Below are 20,001 nucleotides of genomic sequence, written 5' to 3'. Positions count from 1 at the left end.
ATAACGTGGCCGGGTCTTCCGCCGCTCCCCACGGGCAGGTACCTACTCCATGCGACCGGCGTACGCCGGCGAAGACCGTGATCTCGACAGCCCGGCACCGGTGGACCGCGCCCGGCCGGCGCGGCTCGCCGACCGGGTGGCCCTGGCCGCCGTGGTGCTGTTCGCGCTGGTCGGCATCGGCTCGCCGCTGCTCGGGGTGACCGTCCTCGCCAACACCGACCTGCTGGTGGCCAAGCATCCGTACGCCGCCGCCGGGCTGTCCACCGGCCACGTCGAGAACCGGATCGCCAACGACATCGTCGCGTCGGGGCTGCCCAACACCGCGCTGTTCGGCGAGGAGCTCAAGGCGGGCCGGCTGACGGCGTGGAACCCGTACGTCGGCGGGGGCAGCGCGCTCGGCGCCGTGCCCAACTGGGCGGTGCTGTCGCCGCTGACGCTGCCCTGGTACGTGCTGCCCTCCGCTGTCGCGCCCGCGTACGTGAAGCTGCTGGAGATCGTCGTCGCGGTCGGCGGCACCTATCTGTTCCTACGCCGCCTGGGCCTGGGCCGCGCCGCGGGGTGGCTGGGCGGGCTCGCGTTCGCGAGCAGCGGCTTCATGATCAGTTGGACCAACTGGCCGCAGACCCGGGTCGCGGCGTTCATCCCGGTGGTGTTCTGGGCCGCGGAGCGCGTCGCCACGCAGCGCCGGATCCGCGACGGGGCGCTGCTGGCCGCGGCGCTGGCGGCGATGCTGTTCGGGGGCTTCCCGGCGCTGACGGGCTACACGGTGCTCACCGCGGGCGGCTATCTGCTGGTACGGGCGGTCGCCCGCGGCCGGGCGGTCGGGCCGATCCTGGCCGGTGCGGGGGCGCTGGTCGGCGCGGTCGCGCTCTCGGCGATCCAGCTCGTGCCGTTCGCGGCCGCGATGGGGCACGTGAAGCTGAGCTACCGCGGCCAGGGCGGCGAGGACCACCTCGCCCCGACCGGCCTGCTCACGTCGTGGGCGCCGTGGTCGCTGGGCGACGCCAACCACTTCGCGCTGGGCGGCCGGGACAACGTGGTCGAGTCGCTCGCGTATGTGGGGGCCGCCGGGCTGGTGCTGTTCCTCCTCGCCGTGGCGCTGCCCGGGCCGGCGCGGGCGTTCCTGCCGCGCGGCGTCTGGACCTACCTCGTCGCGGCGACGGCCGGGTGGGCGCTGCTCGTCTACGCCGGCGGGCCGCCGTTGGCCCTGCTGCAGAAGCTGCCGGTGCTGTTCGCGGACAACTTCGTCGGGCGGGCGCGCGGCGTGCTCGGCTTCCTGGTCGCGGTCCTGGTGGCGGTCGGCTTCGAGATCGTCCTGCGCGCGCGGGGCGCGGGCCGGCCCGTAGTTGGGCGGGCCCGGCACTGGGCCGCGGCGGTCGGGGCGACCGGGTTGGTCGGTCTGGGGTTGACGGTGGTCGCCGGTTGGCGCGTGGTGGCGGAGCCGGACAGCCCGGCGAGCGCGCGGGGCTTCGTTGTCCAGGTGGCGCTCGGCCTGCTGGTCCTGGGCGGCACCGCTGTTGCCGTGGTCGTGCTGCTGCGTCCGGACCTCGCCGGCGGGCGGGCCGGCCCACGGGCGGATGATGCCGGTCAGCGGCGGCGCGTGCTGCTCTCGGTGGCCGCCGTGGTCGTGCCCATGCTGGTGCTCGCGCAGGCGTTGGTCACGGTGCACTCCTACTGGCCGCGGGTCGACCGGGACAGCTGGTTCCCGCGTACCGACGTGCACCGGTTCCTGGCCGCCAACCTCGGACACGAGCGGTTCGCGGCCTCGGACGACGGCATGTACGCGGGTGCCGACAGCGCCGCCAAACTGCGCTCGCTGACGGGTGAGACGTTCTTCGAGCAGCGGTTCGCGGAGACGGTGCGCGGGGTGCCCGGTGAGCTCTTCGCGACGACGCTGCTGCGGTTGCCGCCGACGCCGGACCTGGTGGGGAGCCCGGTGCTCGACCGCCTCGCGGTGCGCTACTTCGTCACCGCGCCCTGGGACCAGCCCTTCGGCGCGGAACGGGTCGCGACCGGGGACGGCTCCTCGGTTCTGCTGCGCCCGGGGGACCGGGTCACCATCCCGCTGGGGGTCCGCGGCCCGATCCGCGCGGTCGCCGTCACGACGCGGGCCTGGGTGCCGGCGGCCACCCGGATCGAGGTCAGCGTCCGCGACGCCCGCGGCACGGAACTGGCCAGGGGCAGTCGCGGCGGCTTGAAGATCAAGGGCGGCATCCCCGCGTACGTGGCGGTGCCCGGCGACCACATCCCCGCCGGCACGCCGCTGACCGCGGTGATCACGGTGACGGGCGACCCGGTGCTGGTGGCCGGCGCCGACGGCCGCCCGGCGCTCTCGACGGTGGCCGCGGCCCCGGACGGTTTGGAAGTGGCGTATGCCGGCAACTCGGTGGTCTGGCGCCGGACGACGGCCTTGCCCCGTTTCCGCTGGGCGAGCGAGGTCTACGTGGCCGGCGACGCGGAATCGCGAATGTCCGCCCTGCGCGACGCCACACCCCGCCCGGATCGGGTGATCCTCGACCGACCGCCGGCGCTGACCCCGGAGGGCCGCCCGGCGACGATCACCGTGACCGAGGACGGCACGGACGACCTGGCGGCCCGGGTGGAGGCCCAGGGCGCCGGTTTCCTGGTGGTAGCCGACGCGCTGCAACACGGCTGGGCCGCCACGATCGACGGCGAACCGGCAGACCTCCTACCGGCCGACCACGGCCTGGTCGCGATCCCGGTCCCACCCGGAACCCACACGATCCGCCTCGAATACCGAATGCCCTTGCACAACGCAGGCGCCTGGATCTCCGGCACGACCCTCACCCTCCTGCTCGGCATCGCCCTCGGCACACTCAGGCGCCGCCGGTCGCCCGCGTCTCCACCACGTCTTGATTCCTGACTTCCGCCACTTGGGTCCCACGCGATGTGGTGTCGCTCGGTCGCGTGATTGGCCATACAGCGGACCGCATGATCTTGCGGCTGGGGAGCGTGGGCTGATACCGTTCAGCGCATAGTCATGCGGAGGTGGTTATGGGTATCCGGGTCGCGGTGGCCGGGGCGAGTGGGTATGCGGGCGGCGAGCTCGTGCGCCTCATCGCCGGGCACCCCGAGCTCGACCTCGTCGCCGCCACCGCGCACAGTCAGGCCGGCGCCGCCCTCTCCGCCGTGCATCCGCAGCTCGCGGGCCTCGACGTCACCCTCACCGCCACCGACCCGGCCGCCCTCGCCGACGCCGATCTGGTCTTCCTGGCCCTTCCGCACGGCGAGTCGGCCGCGCTCGCGGCCCGGCTCCCCGACGCCGTCCGCGTCGTCGACCTCGGTGCCGACCACCGGCTGACCGACCCCGCGGCCTGGGAGAGCTACTACGGCGGCCCGCACGCCGGCGCCTGGACCTACGGGCTGCCCGAGCTGCCCGGCCAGCGCGCCGCGATCGCCGCCGCCGGGCGGGTCGCCAACACCGGCTGCTACGCCGCGACGATCACGTTGGCGCTGGCCCCGCTGATCGCGGCCGGTGCCGTCGAGGCCGACGACGTCGTGGTGGTCGCAGCTTCCGGCACCACCGGCGCCGGCAAGGCCGTCAAGCCGCACCTGCTCGCCAGCGAGGTGATGGGCGACCTGTCGACCTACAAGACCGGTACGCACCAGCACGTCCCCGAGATCAAGCAGGCCACCGGCGCCCGCTCGCTCTCGTTCACGCCCATGCTCGCGCCCATGCCGCGGGGCATCCTGGCCACCGTCACCGCGCGCCCCACGGGCACGGCCGACCCGGCGGCGACGCTGCGCGACGCGTACGCCGGCGAATCGTTTGTCCGGGTCCTGCCGGACGGCACCTTCCCGCGGACCGCGGCCACCCTCGGCTCTAATGCGTGCCACCTGCAGGTGACGGTCGACCGCGACTCCGGCCGCGTCATCGTCGTCAGCGCGCTCGACAACCTCGGCAAGGGCGCCGCCGGCCAGGCCGTGCAGTGCGCCAACCTCATGCTCGGCCTGCCGGAGACCGCCGGCCTGTCCGCCTTCGGAGTCATGCCATGACGGTCACGACACCAAAGGGGTTCCGGGCTTCCGGCGTCGCTGCCGGGCTCAAGCCCAGCGGCAACCCCGACGTCGCCCTCGTCGTCAACGACGGGCCCTCGGCCGCGGTGGCCGGCGTCTTCACCGCCAACCGGGTCAAGGCCGCACCGGTGCTCTGGTCCGAGCAGGTCGTGCGCGGGGGAGAGGTGCGCGCCGTCATCCTCAACTCGGGTGGCGCCAACGCCTGCACGGGCCCGCTCGGCTTCCAGGACACGCACGCCACGGCGGAGCACGTCGCCGCGACACTCGCCACGATCGGCGCCGGCGAGGTCGCCGTCTGCTCCACCGGCCTGATCGGCGAGCGCCTCCCGATGGACAAGCTGCTGCCCGGCGTCACCGCGGCCGCGGAGGCCCTCGCCCAGGACGGCGGCGCCGCGGCGGCCCGCGCCATCATGACCACCGACACCAAGCCGAAGTCCACTGTGGTCACCGGGGCCGGCTGGACCGTCGGCGGCATGGCCAAGGGCGCCGGCATGCTCGCGCCCGGCCTGGCCACCATGCTCTGCGTGCTGACCACCGACGCCGTCGCCGACCCGGCGACGCTCGACGCGGTGCTGCGCGCGGCGACCCGCGTCACCTTCGACCGCGTCGACTCCGACGGCTGCATGTCCACCAACGACACCGTGCTCCTGCTGGCCAGCGGCGCCTCCGGGGTCACGCCGACCCGCGACGAGCTGGCCGCGGCCGTCACCGCCGCCTGCCAGGACCTGTGCGAGCAACTCGTCGACGACGCCGAGGGCGCCACCAAGAAGGTGGCCGTCGAGATCACCGGCGCCGCCTCCGAGGACGACGCCGTCGAGGTCGGCCGGAGCATCGCCCGCAACAACCTGGTCAAGACCGCGCTGTTCGGCAACGACCCCAACTGGGGCCGGATCCTCGCGGCGGTCGGCACCACGGCCGCCGCCTTCGACCCGGACCAGCTCGACGTGGCGGTCAACGGGGTCTGGGTCTGCAAGGGCGGCGCCGCCGCCGAGGACCGCTCCAAGGTGGACCTGAGCGGCCGCGACGTCACCGTCAAGCTCGACCTGCACGCCGGCCCGGCCACAGCCATCATCTGGACCAACGACCTCTCCCACGGGTACGTCCACGAGAACTCGGCCTACTCGACATGACCGCTTCCCTGTCCCGCGACCTGACCGACGCGCAGGTCAAGGCGGCCACCCTGATCGAGGCGCTGCCCTGGCTGGCCCGGTTCCACGGCGCCACGGTCGTGGTCAAGTACGGCGGCAACGCCATGGTCGACCCGGAGCTCCAGCGGGCCTTCGCGGCCGACATGGTGTTCCTCCGTTACGCCGGCCTCAAGCCGGTCGTCGTGCACGGCGGCGGCCCGCAGATCTCGAAGATGCTGGAACGGCTCGGCATCGTCACCGAGTTCCGCGGCGGCCTGCGGGTCACCACCCCCGAGGCGATGGACGTCGTGCGGATGGTGCTGGTCGGCCAGGTCGGCCGCGAGCTGGTCAACCTGATCAACGAGCACGGCCCGTTCGCGGTCGGGCTCTCCGGCGAGGACGCCCGGCTGTTCACGGCCGTGCGCCGGCCCGCGTTCGTCGACGGGCAGCCGGTCGACGTCGGCCAGGTCGGCGACGTCGCCAGCGTGCACACCTCGGCGGTCGACGACCTGATCGCGGCCGGCCGGATCCCGGTCATCTCGACGGTCGCGCCGGACGCCGAGGGCGTGCTGCACAACCTCAACGCCGACACGGCCGCGGCCGCGCTGGCCGTCGCGCTGGAGGCCCGCAAGCTGGTCGTGCTCACCGACGTGCCCGGCCTCTACGCCGACTGGCCCGACACCGACAGCCTGATCTCCCAGATCACCGCCACCGACCTCGAACACCTGCTCCCGAGCCTCGCCGCGGGCATGGTGCCGAAGATGGAGGCGTGCCTGCGCGCGGTGCGTGGCGGGGTGCCCGCCGCGCACGTGGTCGACGGTCGCGTCGCCCACTCCACTCTGCTCGAAGTGTTCACGTCGGAGGGTTTCGGAACCATGGTGGTGAACGCGTCATGACGCTGGTCGACCGCTGGCAGCGGTCCATGATGGACAACTACGGCACGCCGCCCCTGGCGTTGGTCCGCGGGGCCGGCGCGGTGCTCACCGACGAGGCCGGCAGGTCCTATGTCGACATGCTCGGCGGCATCGCGGTCAACGCGCTCGGCCACGCCCACCCGGCCGTGGTCGAGGCCGTCAGCCGCCAGATCGGCACGCTCGGCCACGTCTCCAACCTCTATGTCGCCGAGCCGCCGGTCGCGCTGGCCGAGCTGCTGCTGGCGCTGGCCGGCCGGCCGGGCCGGGTGTTCTTCAGCAACTCCGGCGCCGAGGCCAACGAGGCCGCGTTCAAGCTGTCCCGGCTGACGGGCCGCGGCCACGTGGTCGCGACGCACGGTGGGTTCCACGGCCGGACGATGGGCGCGCTCGCGCTGACCGGTCAGCCCGCCAAGGTCGACCCGTTCCGCCCGCTGCCCGGCGAGGTGACCCACGTCGACTACGGCGACGCCGCCGCATTGGAGCGGGTCGTCACGAGCGAGACCGCGATGGTCATCCTCGAGCCGATCCAGGGCGAGAACGGCGTCGTCGTGCCGCCGCCCGGCTACCTCGCCGCGGCCCGCGAGATCACCGCGAAGCACGGCGCCCTGCTCGTCCTCGACGAGGTGCAGACCGGCATCGGCCGCACCGGCCACTGGTTCGCGCACCAGGCCGACGGCGTCGAGCCCGACGTCATCACCCTGGCCAAGGGGCTCGGCGGCGGTCTGCCGATCGGCGCCTGCGTCGCGTTCGGGCAGGCCGGCGAGCTGCTCGGGCCCGGGCTGCACGGCACCACCTTCGGCGGCAACCCGGTCGCCTGCGCGGCCGCGCTCGCGGTGATCGGCACGATCGCCAACGAGGGCCTGCTCGACTCGGTCAAGCGGGTCGGCGAGCGGCTGCGGCGCGGCATCGAGGCGATCGGCCACCCGCTGGTCGGCGAGGTGCGCGGTGCCGGCCTGCTGCTCGGCATCGTGTTCACCGAGCCGGTCTCCGCCGACGTCGCCAGCAAACTGCGGGACGCCGGATTCCTGGTCAACCCCGTCCAGCCGGGCGTGATCCGGCTGGCACCACCCCTGATCCTCTCCGCCGACCAGGCCGACGCGTTCGTGACGGCCCTAGCCGAGGTACTCCCGTGACCGTCAGACACTTCCTCCGCGACGACGACCTGAACCCGGCCGAGCAGTCGGCCGTGCTCGACCTGGCCGCCGCGATGAAGGCCGACCGGTTCAAGTACCGCACCCTGGAGGGGCCGCGCTCGGTCGCGGTGCTGTTCGACAAGCAGAGCCTGCGTACGCGCGTGTCGTTCGCGGCCGGCATCGCCGAGCTCGGCGGCAACCCGATCGTGATCGACGGCGGCGGCACCCACTCCGGCCGGGGCGAGACCCCGCAGGACGCGGGCCGCGTGCTGTCCCGCTACGTCTCCGCGATCGTCGTGCGGACGTTCGCCGACAGCCACCTCGCCGAGATCGCGTCCGGCGCCACCGTTCCCGTGGTCAACGCGCTCACCGACGGTTTCCACCCGTGCCAGCTCCTGGCCGACCTGCTGACGGTGCGGGAGCGGTGCGGCGGCACCCAAGGCCGGGTCCTCACCTACGTGGGCGACGCGAGCAACAACATGGCGCACTCCTACCTGCTGGCCGGCGCCACGGCCGGCATGCACGTGCGGATCTCCGGCCCCGAGGCGCACGCGCCGGACCCGGCGATCCTGGAGCGGGCGACCGAGATCGCGGCCACCACCGGCGGTTCGGTGCGCACCATAAGCGATCCGAACGTCGCGGTCCGCGGCACCGACGTGATCGCCACCGACACCTGGACCTCGATGGGCCAGGAGTCCGACGGGTACGACCGGATCACGCCGTTCCTGCCGTACCGGATCGACGCCGAGCTGGTCGCGCAGGCCGCGCCGCACGCGGTGGTGCTGCACTGCCTGCCGGCGCACCGCGGCCACGAGATCACCGACGACGTGCTCGACGGCACCCAGAGCGCCGTGCTGGACCAGGCGGAGAACCGCCTGCACGCCCAGAAGGCGCTGCTCGCGTTCCTGGTGGGTGAGCAGCAGTGACGTCGCCTGTCACGCGCGCGGCGCGGCATGCCCGGATCGTCGAGCTGATCCGGGCCAAGGAGATCCGGTCGCAGACCGAGCTGGCCGAGCTGCTCGCCGGCGACGGCCTCGTGGTCACCCAGGCGACGCTGTCGCGCGACCTCGAGGAGCTGCGCGCCGTCAAGGTGCGCGGCGCCGACGGGCCGGCCGCGTACGTGATCCCGGAGGACGGGCACCGCCCGCTGCGGGACGCCGAGACCGCCTCGGCCAAGCTCGTCCGGCTGCTCCGCGAGCTGCTCACCGGGGTCGACGCGAGCGGCAACATCGCCGTGCTGCGCACCCCGCCGGGCGCCGCGCAGTTCCTGGCCAGCGCGCTGGACCGCACAGGCCTGCCGGAGGTCGTCGGCACCATCGCCGGCGACGACACCATCCTCGTCGTGTCACGGGACGCCATGGGCGGCGCCGCCCTGGCCGACAAGCTTTCCGGCTGGGCCGGAGAACCACTCGAAGGGAGCAATTGATGACTGAGCGTGTCGTCCTCGCATATTCCGGAGGTCTCGACACCTCCGTCGCGATTCCGTACCTCGCCGAGAAGACCGGCGCCGAGGTGATCGCGGTGGCGGTCGACGTCGGCCAGGGCGGCGAGGACATGGGCGTGATCCGCCAGCGGGCGATCGACTGCGGCGCCGTGGAGTCGGAGGTCGTCGACGCCCGCGACGAGTTCGCGGCCGACTACTGCCTGCCCGCGATCCGCGCCAACGCCCTCTACATGGACCGCTACCCGCTGGTCTCGGCGCTGTCCCGGCCGCTGATCGTCAAGCACCTGGTGGCCGCGGCGCGCAAGCACGGCGGCACGATCGTCTCGCACGGCTGCACCGGCAAGGGCAACGACCAGGTGCGGTTCGAGGTCGGCCTCGGCGCGCTCGCGCCCGACCTCCAGGTGGTCGCCCCGGCCCGCGACTTCGCCTGGACCCGGGACAAGGCCATCGCGTACGCGGAGGAGAAGGGCCTGCCGATCGACGTGTCGGCGAAGTCGCCGTACTCGATCGACCAGAACCTGTGGGGTCGCGCCGTCGAGACGGGCTTCCTGGAGGACATCTGGAACGGCCCGATCGAGGACGTCTACTCCTACACCAGCAACCCGGCCGAGCCGCGCGACGCCGACGAGGTCGTCATCACCTTCGACGCCGGCATCCCGGTCGCGATCGACGGTGAGACCGTGACGCCGTTCCAGGCCGTGGCGGAGCTCAACCGGCGCGCCGGTGCCCAGGGCGTCGGCCGCCTCGACATGGTCGAGGACCGGCTGGTCGGGATCAAGAGCCGCGAGGTGTACGAGGCTCCGGGCGCGATCGCGCTGATCACCGCCCACCAGGAGCTGGAGGCCGTCACCGTCGAGCGCGACGTGGCCCGGTTCAAGAAGGGCGTCGACCAGCGCTGGGCGGAGCTCGCGTACGACGGGCTCTGGTTCTCGCCGCTCAAGGCCTCGCTGGACGCGTTCATCGCCGAGACCCAGCGGCACGTCTCCGGCGAGGTGCGGCTGACCCTGCACGGCGGCCGCGCGACGGTCACCGGCCGCCGCTCGGAGTCCTCGCTGTACGACTTCGGCCTGGCCACCTACGACACCGGCGACACCTTCGACCAGTCGCTGGCCAAAGGCTTCGTCCAGCTGTGGGGCCTGCCGTCGCGGATGGCGGCCGCCCGGGATGCCCGGTTGGGTGGCCCGTCGGCGTGACCGACAGAATGGTGTCCGTGACCGATCAGTCTGTTTCGCGTACGAGCCTGTGGGGCGGCCGGTTCGCCGGCGGCCCCGCGGAGGCCCTCGCCCGCCTGTCGGTGAGCGTCCAGTTCGACTGGCGCCTCGCCCCCTACGACCTGGCGGGCTCCCGGGCGCACGCCCGCGTGCTCGCGCACGCCGGCCTGCTCGACGCGGAGGAGCTGGGTCGGATGCTGGCCGCGCTCGACGACCTGGAGGCCGCCTGCGCCTCCGGGTCGTTCCGGCCGACGGTCGACGACGAGGACGTGCACACCGCGCTCGAGCGCGGGCTCCTGGAGCGGCTCGGCACGCTCGGCGGCAAGCTGCGCGCCGGCCGGTCCCGGAACGACCAGGTCGCCACCGACCTGCGCCTGTATCTGCGCGACCACGCGCGGGGGGTGGCGGCTCGGCTCGTCGAGCTCGCCGACGCTCTTGTCTCGCAGGCCGCGCAGCACGTCGAGACGCCCGCGCCCGGCATGACCCACGTGCAGCACGCCCAGCCGGTCACCTTCGGGCACTGGCTGCTGGCGCACGTGCAGCCGCTGCTGCGCGACCTCGACCGGCTCCGCGACTGGGACAAGCGCACGGCGATCTCGCCGCTCGGCGCGGGCGCGCTGGCCGGCTCGTCGCTGCCGCTGGACCCGGTGGTGGTGGCCAAGGAGCTGGGCTTCACCACGTCGGCGGCCAACTCGATGGACGCCGTCGCCGACCGCGACTTCGTGGCCGAGTTCCTGTTCATCACGGCGATGGCCGGGGTGCACCTGTCCCGGCTCGGCGAGGAGGTCGTGCTCTGGACCTCGCAGGAGTTCGGCTGGGTCGAGCTCGACGACGCGTTCGCCACGGGCTCGTCGATCATGCCGCAGAAGAAGAACGCGGACATCGCCGAGCTGGCCCGGGGCAAGTCCGGCCGGCTCGTGGGTGGCCTCGTCGCGGTGCTGACGATGCTCAAGGGCCTGCCGCTGACCTACGACCGCGACATGCAGGAGGACAAGGAGCCGGTCTTCGACGCGGTCGACACGCTGGAACTGCTGCTGCCGGCGCTGGCCGGGATGATCTCGACGATGACGGTACGGGCGGACCGCCTGGCCGCCGCCGCTCCGGTGGGCTTCACCCTCGCCACCGAGGTCGCGGACTGGCTGGTCCGGCAGAACGTGCCGTTCCGCGAGGCGCACGAGGTGACCGGCAAGCTGGTCTCGCTGTGCGAGTCCCGCGGCTGCGGTTTCGACGACCTGTCGGACGACGACCTGCGCGGGGTGAGCCCGCTGCTGACCCCCGAAGTGCGGCAGGTGCTGACGGTCGAGTCGGCGCTGGCGTCGCGCACGACGCCGGGCTCGACGGGTCCGGGCCCGGTCGCCGACCAGTTGGCGTCGGTGCAGGACAAGCTGGAGGGCTGGCGGGAGTGGACCGCGCAGCGCGTCGTCCCGCGCTGAGGTCGGTGCTGGCCGGCCCGGTCGACGTCGCGGCGCGCTCGCTGCTCGGCTGCGTGCTGACGGCGGGCGGCGTCTCGGTGCGGTTGACCGAGGTGGAGGCGTACGCGGGGACGGGCGAGGACCCGGCCTCGCACGCCCACCGCGGCCGCACGGAGCGCAACGCCATCATGTTCGGCCCGGCCGGCTTCTCGTACGTCTACTTCACCTACGGCATGCACTGGTGCATGAACGTGGTCACGGGCACGCCGGGCATCGCGTCGGCGGTGTTGCTGCGGGCGGGCGAGGTCGTGTCGGGTCTGGACGCGGCCCGCGCCCGCCGCCCGGCCGTCAAGCGCGACCTCGACCTGGCCCGCGGCCCGGCCCGGTTGTGCTCGGCGTTGGGCATCGACCGCTCCGGTTACGGCCTCGACCTGCTGTCGCCGTCAAGCCCGGTGCGGCTGACCTGGGGCACGACCTCGCCGCCGGCTGATGCGATCTCCGCCGGCCCGCGAGTCGGGGTGACGGGCGCGCACGACCTGGAATGGCGGTTCTGGATCACCGGCGACCCCACGGTCAGCACCTACCGTCGGCATGTGGCGAAACGCAGCTAAGAAGGTCTTGCTTTCACGTTCGCTTGCCTTGAAGATTTCCTTCAGTACGCACCACCTGATGGCTGAAAATCTTCATGGAGGTACGCACGTGGCACGCAGACTCGGCGCGGCGCTCGGTGCCGCGGCGTTGACCCTTTCCCTGTTGGCGGTCGTCGCGCCCGCACCGGCGGCCGCCGGCGCGACGGCCGGCGAGTGTGTGACCGACCCGGCCGCGCCCAAGCGGCAGTTCCGGGCGATGTGGATCTCGTCGGTGGTGAACATCGACTGGCCGACCAAGGCCTCCCAGACCGCGTCCGACGTCGTCGCCGCGCAGAAGGCCGAATATCTCGGCTGGCTCGACCTCGCCGAGCGGCTCAACCACACCGCCGTGATCGTGCAGGTCCGGCCGACCGCCGATGCGTTCTGGCCCTCGCCGCACGAGCCGTGGTCGGAGTTCCTCACCGGCGTGCGCGGCCAGGACCCGGGCTGGGACCCGCTGGCCTTCGTGATCGCCGAGGCACACAAGCGCAACCTCGAGTTCCACGCCTGGATGAACCCGTACCGCGTCTCGATGCCCGACGGTGCCGGCGTCGACATCAACAAGCTCGCGCCGAACCACCCGGTGCGCAGCCACCCCGACTGGGTCGTGCCCTACCCGATCAACGCGGCCGGCGCGCGGCTCTACTACAACCCGGGCATTCCCGAGGTACGGGCGTTCGTGCAGACCGCGATGCTCGACGCCGTGAAGCGGTACGACGTCGACGCCGTGCACTTCGACGACTACTTCTACCCCTACCCGGCGGCCAACCAGGACTTCGCCGACGACGCGACGTTCGCGGCGTACAACCGTGGTTTCACCGACAAGGCCGACTGGCGCCGCGACAATATCAACCTGCTGGTACGCGAGTTCGGCACGGCGGTCAAGGCGGCCAAGCCGTGGGTGAAGTTCGGGATCAGCCCGTTCGGCATCTGGCGCAACAAGACGGCTGACCCGCTCGGCTCCGACACGGCCGGATCGCAGTCGTACGACATCATCTCCGCCGACACCCGCAAGTGGGTCAAGGAGGAGTGGATCGACTACATCGTGCCCCAGATCTACTGGAGCATCGGGTTCACCGTGGCCGACTACGGCAAGCTGATCCCGTGGTGGTCCGATGTGGTCAGTGGCACGCGGGTGCAGCTCTACATCGGCGAGGCCGACTACAAGATCGCGGCCAACGCCGACACCAACTGGAACGACCCGCGCGAGATGACCGACCACCTGGCGTTCGCCCGCGACTACAACGTCTCCGGGCACGTGCACTTCAGCGCCGTGCAGGTGCGGTCCAACAAGCTGGGCGCGACCGACATCTACGCGGCCGAGCACTACGCGCACCCGGCGATCGTGCCCGCGATGCCGCACCTGCCGCGCAAGCCGCTGCTGCCGCCGGTGGTCACGTCGGCCACGCGGGACGGCGCCGGTGCGGTGACGCTGAAGTGGCGGCAGCCGCTCGACAAGGTCGGGCCGTTCGGGCAGGCGACGTCGTACGCCGTGTACCGGCTGGACGGCACGCGCCTGCCGCGGGCGTGTGACCTGGCCGATGCCGGCCAACTCGTCGACACGGTGCGGGCGGTCGGCGCCGTCGGGTCGACGCAGACGTTCGTGGACCGGACCGCGCAGGCGGGGCAGCGCTACACCTACGTGGTGACGTCGCTCGACCGCGTGTGGAACGAGAGCCCCATGGGGCTTCCGCGCCCGGTGCGCTGACGCCTCAGGTGACCGCCCACCGCCCCTCGGGGTGGTGGGCGGTCAGTGCTTCTGGTGGTGGTCGAAGCTCTCGACCATCTGGATCATCCACGGCTCCTGCTCGACCGGGTCGGGGCCGATGACCCGCATCGAGGCGAGCACGGTGAGCAGCATGCCGGTGGCGATGAAGTCCCGCGCCTCCTCCGCCGACGCGCCGGTCAGCTCCCGTACCAACTCGTAGATCCGGCCGTAGCAGGCGCGGGCCGTCCGGCCGATCTCCTCATCGGCGTTGGCGGCGGCGAACCCGTGCAGCAGCACCGGCAGCAGGTGGCGCTCGGCCAGCAACCGGTCGAACCCGTCGGCGAGATCGGTGAGCTGGGCGCCCTCGGCCGGCGCGGCCTCGCGGAAGACCTGCTGGATGCGCGTGCTCACGTGGTCGATCACGGTGATGAACAGCGCCTGCTTCGAGCGGAACAGCCGGATCACGTACGGCTGGGAGACGCCGGCCAGCCGCGCCACGTCGTCGGTGGTCGTGCCCGCGTAGCCGCCCTTGGCGAACGCGGTGACCGCGGCGTCGACGAGTTGCTCGCTGCGCTCGGCGGCGGTGAGCCGGGTGCGTGTCACGGGGTCTCCTCCCTCTGCCTGTTGACAGGTTATCAGTCGATAACTACCGTCGTAGTTATCAGTCGATAACAACAAGGGGGACCCTGTCATGACCACTTCCGTGATGGCCGCGCCGCCGGGCGTGTCGCCGGTCCGGTCCCGGTCGCTGGCCGCGGTGCTGATCGCGGTCGGCGTGCCGATGTTCATGGTCACGCTGGACAACCTGGTCGTGACCACGGCGCTGCCGGTGATCCGCGAGTCGCTGGGCGCCTCGCTGGCCGACCTGTCCTGGTTCGTCAACGCGTACACGCTGCCGTTCGCGGCCCTGCTGCTCACCGCGGCCGCGATCGGCGACCGGATCGGCCGGCGCCGGCTCTTCGTGGCGGGCATCGCGCTGTTCACGCTGGCCTCGGCGGCGTGCGCGCTGGCCACGGAGCCGTGGATGCTGACCGCCGCCCGGGCGGTGCAGGGCGTCGGCGGGGCGATGGTCATGCCGCTGTCGCTGACGCTGCTGGCGGCCGCCGTGCCCGAGCGCATGCGCAACGCGGCGATCGGCATCTGGGGCGGGATCAGCGGTCTCGGGGTGGCGGTCGGCCCGGTCGTCGGCGGCGCGGTCGCCGAGGGCCTGGACTGGACCTGGATCTTCTGGCTCAACGTGCCGATCGGGCTGCTGGCCATCGTGCTGGTCCGGGCGGTGCTCACCGAGTCGCACGGCGGCCGCGGCCGGCTCGACCCGCTGGGCCTGGTGCTGATCTCGACCGGCATGTTCGCGCTGATCTGGGGCGTCGTGCACGGCGAGGACGGCGGCTGGACCTCCCTGTCGGTGCTCGGCACGCTGATCGCCGGCGGCGTCCTGATCGCCGCGTTCGTCGCCTGGGAGCGGCGGGCGCCCGCGCCGATGCTCCCGCTGCGGCTGTTCCGGTCGCGGGCCTTCTCGGCCGTCAACGTGGTGGCGTTCCTGTTCTCCGTGGGTGTCTTCGGCTCCGTGTTCCTGCTGGCACAGTTCTTCCAGGTCGTGCAGGGGCTGGGGCCGTTCGGCTCGGGGATCCGCACGCTGCCGTGGACGGCGGCGCCGATGGTCGTCGCGCCGATCGCGGGTCTGCTGGTCGGCCGGGTGGGCAGCCGCTTCCTGATCGTGCTCGGGCAGGTGCTGCTCGGGGCCGGCCTGCTCTGGGTCGCGCTGGGCACCGCCGTCGACGTCGGCTTCGGCTCCCTGGCACCGGCGTTCGTCCTCGCCGGGATCGGGATGGGCCTGACCTTCGCGCCGCTGAGCACCGTCGCGCTCGCCAGTGTCGACCGGGACTCCCAGGGTGTGGCCTCCGGGACGATGAACATGGTCCGCGAGTTCGGGGTGGCGGTCGGCGTGGCCGTGCTGGCGTCCATCTTCGCGGCGCACGGCAGCTACGCGACCCCGTCGTCCTATGTCGACGGTCTGGTCCCGGCCGTCCTCGTCGGTGCCGCGGTGGTCGGCGGTGCGGCGCTGGCCGGTCTGCTGCTGCCCGGCCGCCGCCACTATTTGACGACACCTAATAGCTCTTACTAGTATGTCTCGCATGACACCTGTCGAGGGCGGCGAGCGGCACACCCAGTTGCTGCGCGGCGCCCTCGACATGTGCATGTTGGCGCTGCTGGCCAAGGAGCCGGCGCACGGCTACGAGCTCGTCCGCCGCCTCGACGAGGCCGGCCTGGACGCCGGGGGCTACGGCACGGTCTATCCGCTGCTGACCCGCATGCGCCGGCAGGGCCTGGTCGTCGACGAGACACAGGCGAGCCCGAGCGGGCCCCGCCGCAAGGTCTACGCGGTCACCCCCGCCGGTCACCAGCGGCTCGCGACCTGGCGGCAGCAGTGGCGGCGGTTCGTCACCACAGTCGACGCGACTCTTGCTGACTCGCCGGGAGGCGGCCATGAATGAATACCAGCGCTGGAACCTCGAGCAGACGGTCATGGCGGCCGAACGCGAGTGGCGGCGCCTGCATGTCTGCCGGCGCGACGCGGCCCGGCTGAGCGGCGACCTCCGCGAGCCGGCCAGCCGGACTTCGCGACGGTCCTGGGCACCTACGCGACGCTGTCGGCCCTGGTGCTCGCCTCGTCGCTGCTCACGGTCTGGTTCCGCCTGCGCCACCGCCTGCCGGCGATGGCCCGCACGGTGCTGGCGATGGCCCTGCTGCTCCCGCTCGCGGGAGTGATCGCCACCCCGATCACGATGGCCTTCGCGGCGACGGTCAACTACAGCACCGCCCTCCCGGTCGTGGCCGTCGAGTTCGCCCTGTTCGGTGGCATCCTGGCGGGGGCTGTCGTCCTGGCCCGCCGTTGGGCCCTGCGCCCCTGGATCGCGGGCCTGTCCACGGCCGCCCCGGCCTGATCCGCGCCGCGCTCAGGCCACCGTGACGACGAGCTTCCCGAGGGCCCGGCCGTCGCCGAGGTGGCGCAGGGCGGCCGGGACCTCGTCGAGGCGGTAGTGGCGCTCGATGTGCGTCGTCAGGGTGCCCGACGCGCACAGGTCGGCCATCGTGAGCAGGTCCGCGGTGTTGGGCCGGACGACCAGGATCCGCTGCCGGCCCAGCAGCGCGCCGCCGACCAGCACCTGGAGCATCGTGTTCATCGAGCCGCCGACCCAGCGGTAGCGGCCCTTCGGTGTCAGCGCGCGGCGGTGCGCCAGCGCGCCGTGGTGGCCGGACAGGTCGAGCACCAGGTCCCAGCGCTCGCCCAGCCGGGTGAAGTCCGTGCGGGTGTAGTCGATGACGTGGTCCGCGCCGGCCGTACGCATGAACTCCTGTTTGGCGGTGTTGTCCACGCCGGTGACCTCGGCGCCGTCGAGCTTCGCGAGTTGGATCGCGAGCGCGCCCGTGCCGCCGCCGGCGCCGTTGACCAGCACCCGGTGACCCGGGCCGACCGGGTGCGGGCCGCGGATGCCCTGCAGCGCGATGACCCCGGACTGGGGGAGGGCGGCGGCCTGCGCGAACGACAGGCCGGGATGCTTGGGCGCGAGGACCTTCTCGCGCGCGACGACGTATTCCGCGAAACCGCCCATCCGCTCGAGGTTGTCGCCGAAGACCTCCTCGCCGACGCGGACGCGGGTCACGGCCGGGCCGATCGCCTCGACCACGCCCGCGATGTCGGAGCCCAGGGTGCGGTGCCGCGGCCGGCGGAGGCCGCCGATGCGCGCGTAGAGCGGCGTGCCGACCTGCGTCTCCCAGTCGGACGCGTTGACACCGACCGCGTGCACCTTGACGAGCACCTCGTCGCCGCGGGGCACCGGCCGCGCGACCTCCTCGACCCGCAGCGTCTCCGGGGGCCCGTACGCGTCGTACACCACCGCTCTCATGTCTTGGCAGTATCGACGGTCGTGTCCACTGGGGCGGGTGGGATTTCGGCGTTCCGAAGGTCAGCTACCCCGGGTAGCGTGTCCGAAGCGGTCCGGGCCGGCCGGACACCACCCGTGAGGACGACAACACCGTGAGCAACCGCGTGGTCGAGACGAAGAACGACCGGAAGGCCGCCGCCAAGGCCGCGCGCAAGGCCGCCGCCGAGCGGGCCGCGAAGGCCAAGCGCCGCCGCCAGCAGCTCGCGATCGTGCTCGGGGCGCTCGCGGTCGTCGCCATCGTGGTGGCGGTCGTGCTGCTGGTGCGCGGCGGTGGTGACGACACCACCGGTCAGGCCACCGGCTCGGCGCCCAGTGCCTCGGCGGCCGCACCGCCCGCGAACGGGATCCCGGCCGACGCCGACCCGAAGCTCAAGACCAAGCCCGTGGTCACGGCCGGCGAGGGCGACGTCACCGCGCTGAAGGTGACGCCGCTCATCGAGGGCACCGGGCCCGCCGCGCAGAACGGGCAGACGGTGACGGTCAACTACGTCGGCGTGACCTACAAGGACGGCAAGGAGTTCGACGCCTCCTGGAACAGCGGGCAGCCGTTCCCGGTGCAGCTCGGCTCCAACAGCGTCATCCAGGGCTGGGAGAAGGGCCTGGTCGGCGCCAAGCAGGGCAGCCGGCTGCAGCTCGACATCCCGGCCGACCTCGGGTACGGCGAGACCCCGCCGGCCGGCTACCCGGCGGGCGATCTGCGGTTCGTGGTGGACGTCCTCTCGGTGCAGTAAACCGGGTGCGATCACCACTGGCCGGTGGGAGACAATCCAGGCGTGAGCGAATTCATCGACGACCTGCTGTGGCGGGGTCTGCTGCAGGACTCCACCGACCTCGACGAGCTGCGTAAGCATCTGGACTCGGGGCAGGTGACGTTCTATGTCGGCTTCGACCCGACCGCGGCGAGCCTGCACGTCGGTCACCTGATGCAGGTGCTCACCGCGCGGCGGCTCCAGCGCGCCGGCCACAGGCCGCTGCTGCTCGTCGGCGGCGCCACCGGGCAGATCGGTGACCCACGGGAGAGCAGCGAGCGCTCGCTCAACCCGCCCGAGGTGGTCGCCGGCTGGGTCGACACGATCCGCGAGCAGGTCCGGCCGTTCGTCACCTACGAAGGTGACAACGCGGCCACGCTCGTCAACAACCTCGACTGGACCGGCTCGATGTCGGCGATCAGCTTCCTGCGCGACGTGGGCAAGCACTTCCCGGTCAACAAGATGCTGGCGCGCGAGGTGGTCAAGGCGCGGCTGGAGAGCGGCATCAGCTTCACCGAGTTCAGCTACCAGCTCCTCCAGTCGCACGACTACTACGAGCTGCACCAGCGACACGGGTGCACGCTGCAGTTCGGTGGCTCCGACCAGTGGGGCAACATCACCGCCGGCGTCGACTACATCCGGCGGCGGGGCGGTGGGCCGGTGCACGCCTTCGTGACGCCACTGGTGACGCGGGCCGACGGCACCAAGTTCGGCAAGACGGAGGGCGCCTCGGTCTGGCTCGACCCCTCGTTGACGAGCCCGTACGCGTTCTACCAGTTCTGGCTCAACACCGACGACCGCGACGTCGTGCGCTACCTGCGCTACTTCAGCTTCCGGCCGCACGCCGAGATCGAGGAGCTCGAACGGGCGACCGCCGAGCGGCCGGGTGCCCGGGAGGGGCAGCGGGCGTTGGCGGAGGAGCTGACGACGCTCGTGCACGGGGCGGAGGAGACCGCCCAGGTGCTCGCGGCGAGCCAGGCGCTGTTCGGGCGGGGTTCGCTGGGCGACCTCGCCGCGGGCACGTTGCGGGCCGCGCTCTCCGAGGCAGGGCTGCTCGAGGTACGCGGTGAGGTGCCGCCCGTGGCGGCGCTGTTCCGTGACGCCGGGCTGGTCTCCAGCCTCAACGAAGCACGGCGGGCGATCACCGAGGGCGGGGCGTACGTGAACAACGAGCGGGTGTCCGACGTGGACGCCACCGTGCCCGCGGATGCCTTGCTGCACGGGCGTTTCCTCGTGCTGCGCAGGGGGAAGCGCACGTTCGCCGGCGTCGAGCGCGTCTCTCTTTGATCATGTGACCCGGAACGCAGCCCCCCGATTTGACGATCAACTCGGGGGCTGCGTATCTTTCTTTCTGCACGGCGGGAGCAACACGGAACGATCCGGACAACGGGTCGATTTGGTGAGGCGAAACCGACGTAGTAAGCTTTGCGAGCCGGTAGGGCACCGGGCGCGCGGCGACGAGAGTCGCAGCGGCCGGCCTACCAAATCCCCTGAAGCGGAAGTTCGGCAGGTTGGCTGCTGCGCGCCCGCGGACGGGGAACCCGCCCAAGGCATGACAAACCGGGAAACACCGGGTTGACAACGCCGAAAGGACCGGGTAACGTAGTAAAAGTGCCCAGCGCGGAAGCGCCGGACACGGGAAACAAAACAAAGCCCCAGGCGTAGGGCTCGGAAACGGGCCGGATGTTT

Annotated in this window: 18 protein-coding genes; 16 read left to right on the top strand and 2 right to left on the bottom strand. The window is 72.4% G+C overall.

Annotated elements, in window-relative coordinates; all coding sequences use genetic code 11:
• Positions 1-49: 49 nt before the first annotated feature.
• The 11 genes from Asi02nite_RS04615 to Asi02nite_RS04570 all read left to right on the top strand — a co-directional run bounded on the left by Asi02nite_RS04615 (position 50) and on the right by Asi02nite_RS04570 (position 13,616).
• A complete protein-coding gene (locus Asi02nite_RS04615) occupies positions 50-2,884 on the top strand; it encodes a putative glycosyltransferase family protein (RefSeq protein WP_203710876.1) in 2,835 nt (944 codons plus the stop codon).
• Between the two features lie 131 nt (positions 2,885-3,015).
• Positions 3,016-4,017, top strand: a complete 1,002-nt coding sequence (gene argC, locus Asi02nite_RS04610) for an N-acetyl-gamma-glutamyl-phosphate reductase (protein ID WP_203710875.1) — start codon at positions 3,016-3,018, stop codon at positions 4,015-4,017.
• Complete coding sequence (gene argJ / locus Asi02nite_RS04605; protein WP_203710874.1) at positions 4,014-5,168, top strand: bifunctional glutamate N-acetyltransferase/amino-acid acetyltransferase ArgJ; 1,155 nt, start codon at positions 4,014-4,016, stop codon at positions 5,166-5,168. The genes argC and argJ overlap by 4 nt, the downstream gene beginning before the upstream one ends.
• On the top strand, positions 5,165-6,061 hold the full coding sequence (argB, locus tag Asi02nite_RS04600) for an acetylglutamate kinase (protein WP_203710873.1): 897 nt from the start codon (positions 5,165-5,167) through the stop codon (positions 6,059-6,061). Before argJ ends, argB begins: the two co-directional genes overlap by 4 nt.
• Positions 6,058-7,212, top strand: a complete 1,155-nt coding sequence (locus tag Asi02nite_RS04595) for an acetylornithine transaminase (RefSeq protein ID WP_203710872.1) — start codon at positions 6,058-6,060, stop codon at positions 7,210-7,212. Before argB ends, Asi02nite_RS04595 begins: the two co-directional genes overlap by 4 nt.
• Complete coding sequence (gene argF / locus Asi02nite_RS04590; protein WP_203710871.1) at positions 7,209-8,138, top strand: ornithine carbamoyltransferase; 930 nt, start codon at positions 7,209-7,211, stop codon at positions 8,136-8,138. Before Asi02nite_RS04595 ends, argF begins: the two co-directional genes overlap by 4 nt.
• Complete coding sequence (locus Asi02nite_RS04585; RefSeq protein ID WP_203710870.1) at positions 8,135-8,638, top strand: arginine repressor; 504 nt, start codon at positions 8,135-8,137, stop codon at positions 8,636-8,638. Before argF ends, Asi02nite_RS04585 begins: the two co-directional genes overlap by 4 nt.
• The gene (locus Asi02nite_RS04580) at positions 8,638-9,849 is read left to right on the top strand and encodes an argininosuccinate synthase (RefSeq protein ID WP_203710869.1); all 1,212 of its coding nucleotides are present in this window, start codon (positions 8,638-8,640) and stop codon (positions 9,847-9,849) included. Before Asi02nite_RS04585 ends, Asi02nite_RS04580 begins: the two co-directional genes overlap by 1 nt.
• A 17-nt stretch (positions 9,850-9,866) precedes the next feature.
• On the top strand, positions 9,867-11,300 hold the full coding sequence (gene argH / locus Asi02nite_RS04575) for an argininosuccinate lyase (protein WP_239126476.1): 1,434 nt from the start codon (positions 9,867-9,869) through the stop codon (positions 11,298-11,300).
• A complete protein-coding gene (locus tag Asi02nite_RS41405) occupies positions 11,270-11,890 on the top strand; it encodes a DNA-3-methyladenine glycosylase (RefSeq protein ID WP_239126474.1) in 621 nt (206 codons plus the stop codon). The genes argH and Asi02nite_RS41405 overlap by 31 nt, the downstream gene beginning before the upstream one ends.
• Before the next feature lie 88 nt (positions 11,891-11,978).
• A complete protein-coding gene (locus Asi02nite_RS04570) occupies positions 11,979-13,616 on the top strand; it encodes a glycoside hydrolase family 10-like protein (protein ID WP_239126472.1) in 1,638 nt (545 codons plus the stop codon).
• Between the two features lie 42 nt (positions 13,617-13,658).
• On the opposite strand, the gene Asi02nite_RS04565 is transcribed toward Asi02nite_RS04570, so the two are convergent.
• Positions 13,659-14,219, bottom strand: coding sequence for a TetR/AcrR family transcriptional regulator (locus Asi02nite_RS04565; RefSeq protein WP_203710867.1), 561 nt, complete (start codon positions 14,217-14,219; stop codon positions 13,659-13,661).
• A gap of 88 nt (positions 14,220-14,307) precedes the next feature.
• On the opposite strand from Asi02nite_RS04565, the gene Asi02nite_RS04560 reads away from it, so the two are divergent.
• From Asi02nite_RS04560 to Asi02nite_RS04550, 3 genes are read left to right on the top strand one after another with little or no spacing between them, the layout of a single operon-like run.
• Positions 14,308-15,741 (top strand): MFS transporter, encoded by a 1,434-nt coding sequence (locus Asi02nite_RS04560; RefSeq protein ID WP_203710866.1) that lies wholly within the window; start codon positions 14,308-14,310, stop codon positions 15,739-15,741.
• A gap of 10 nt (positions 15,742-15,751) precedes the next feature.
• Positions 15,752-16,111 carry a PadR family transcriptional regulator gene (locus tag Asi02nite_RS04555; RefSeq protein ID WP_203710865.1) on the top strand — a complete coding sequence of 120 codons (360 nt, stop codon included), beginning with the start codon at positions 15,752-15,754 and terminating at the stop codon, positions 16,109-16,111.
• Positions 16,112-16,159: 48 nt separating this feature from the next.
• On the top strand, positions 16,160-16,561 hold the full coding sequence (locus tag Asi02nite_RS04550) for a hypothetical protein (protein ID WP_203710864.1): 402 nt from the start codon (positions 16,160-16,162) through the stop codon (positions 16,559-16,561).
• 12 nt (positions 16,562-16,573) lie between these two features.
• On the opposite strand, the gene Asi02nite_RS04545 is transcribed toward Asi02nite_RS04550, so the two are convergent.
• Positions 16,574-17,524 carry an NAD(P)-dependent alcohol dehydrogenase gene (locus tag Asi02nite_RS04545; protein WP_203710863.1) on the bottom strand — a complete coding sequence of 317 codons (951 nt, stop codon included), beginning with the start codon at positions 17,522-17,524 and terminating at the stop codon, positions 16,574-16,576.
• A gap of 131 nt (positions 17,525-17,655) precedes the next feature.
• Between Asi02nite_RS04545 and Asi02nite_RS04540 the strand changes: the two genes are divergently transcribed.
• Both Asi02nite_RS04540 and tyrS read left to right on the top strand, forming a co-directional pair.
• On the top strand, positions 17,656-18,294 hold the full coding sequence (locus Asi02nite_RS04540; RefSeq protein WP_203710862.1) for an FKBP-type peptidyl-prolyl cis-trans isomerase: 639 nt from the start codon (positions 17,656-17,658) through the stop codon (positions 18,292-18,294).
• Between the two features lie 42 nt (positions 18,295-18,336).
• On the top strand, positions 18,337-19,599 hold the full coding sequence (tyrS, locus tag Asi02nite_RS04535; RefSeq protein WP_203710861.1) for a tyrosine--tRNA ligase: 1,263 nt from the start codon (positions 18,337-18,339) through the stop codon (positions 19,597-19,599).
• Positions 19,600-20,001 lie beyond the last annotated feature (402 nt).

Source organism: Asanoa siamensis, from assembly GCF_016862555.1.
Taxonomy (GTDB): domain Bacteria; phylum Actinomycetota; class Actinomycetes; order Mycobacteriales; family Micromonosporaceae; genus Asanoa; species Asanoa siamensis.
The sequence above is the reverse complement of the archived record's forward strand: the minus strand, read 5'-3'. Positions and strand labels throughout refer to the sequence as shown.

Bases quoted from the DNA above. Each gene is read 5' to 3' on its own strand.
- Asi02nite_RS04615 (WP_203710876.1), top strand. From the start codon at position 50: ATGCGACCGGCGTACGCCGGCGAAGACCGTGATCTCGACAGCCCGGCA.
- argC (WP_203710875.1), top strand. From the start codon at position 3,016: ATGGGTATCCGGGTCGCGGTGGCCGGGGCGAGTGGGTATGCGGGCGGC.
- argJ (WP_203710874.1), top strand. From the start codon at position 4,014: ATGACGGTCACGACACCAAAGGGGTTCCGGGCTTCCGGCGTCGCTGCC.
- argB (WP_203710873.1), top strand. From the start codon at position 5,165: ATGACCGCTTCCCTGTCCCGCGACCTGACCGACGCGCAGGTCAAGGCG.
- Asi02nite_RS04595 (WP_203710872.1), top strand. From the start codon at position 6,058: ATGACGCTGGTCGACCGCTGGCAGCGGTCCATGATGGACAACTACGGC.
- Asi02nite_RS04580 (WP_203710869.1), top strand. From the start codon at position 8,638: ATGACTGAGCGTGTCGTCCTCGCATATTCCGGAGGTCTCGACACCTCC.
- Asi02nite_RS04560 (WP_203710866.1), top strand. From the start codon at position 14,308: ATGACCACTTCCGTGATGGCCGCGCCGCCGGGCGTGTCGCCGGTCCGG.
- Asi02nite_RS04555 (WP_203710865.1), top strand. From the start codon at position 15,752: ATGACACCTGTCGAGGGCGGCGAGCGGCACACCCAGTTGCTGCGCGGC.
- Asi02nite_RS04545 (WP_203710863.1), bottom strand. From the start codon at position 17,524: ATGAGAGCGGTGGTGTACGACGCGTACGGGCCCCCGGAGACGCTGCGG.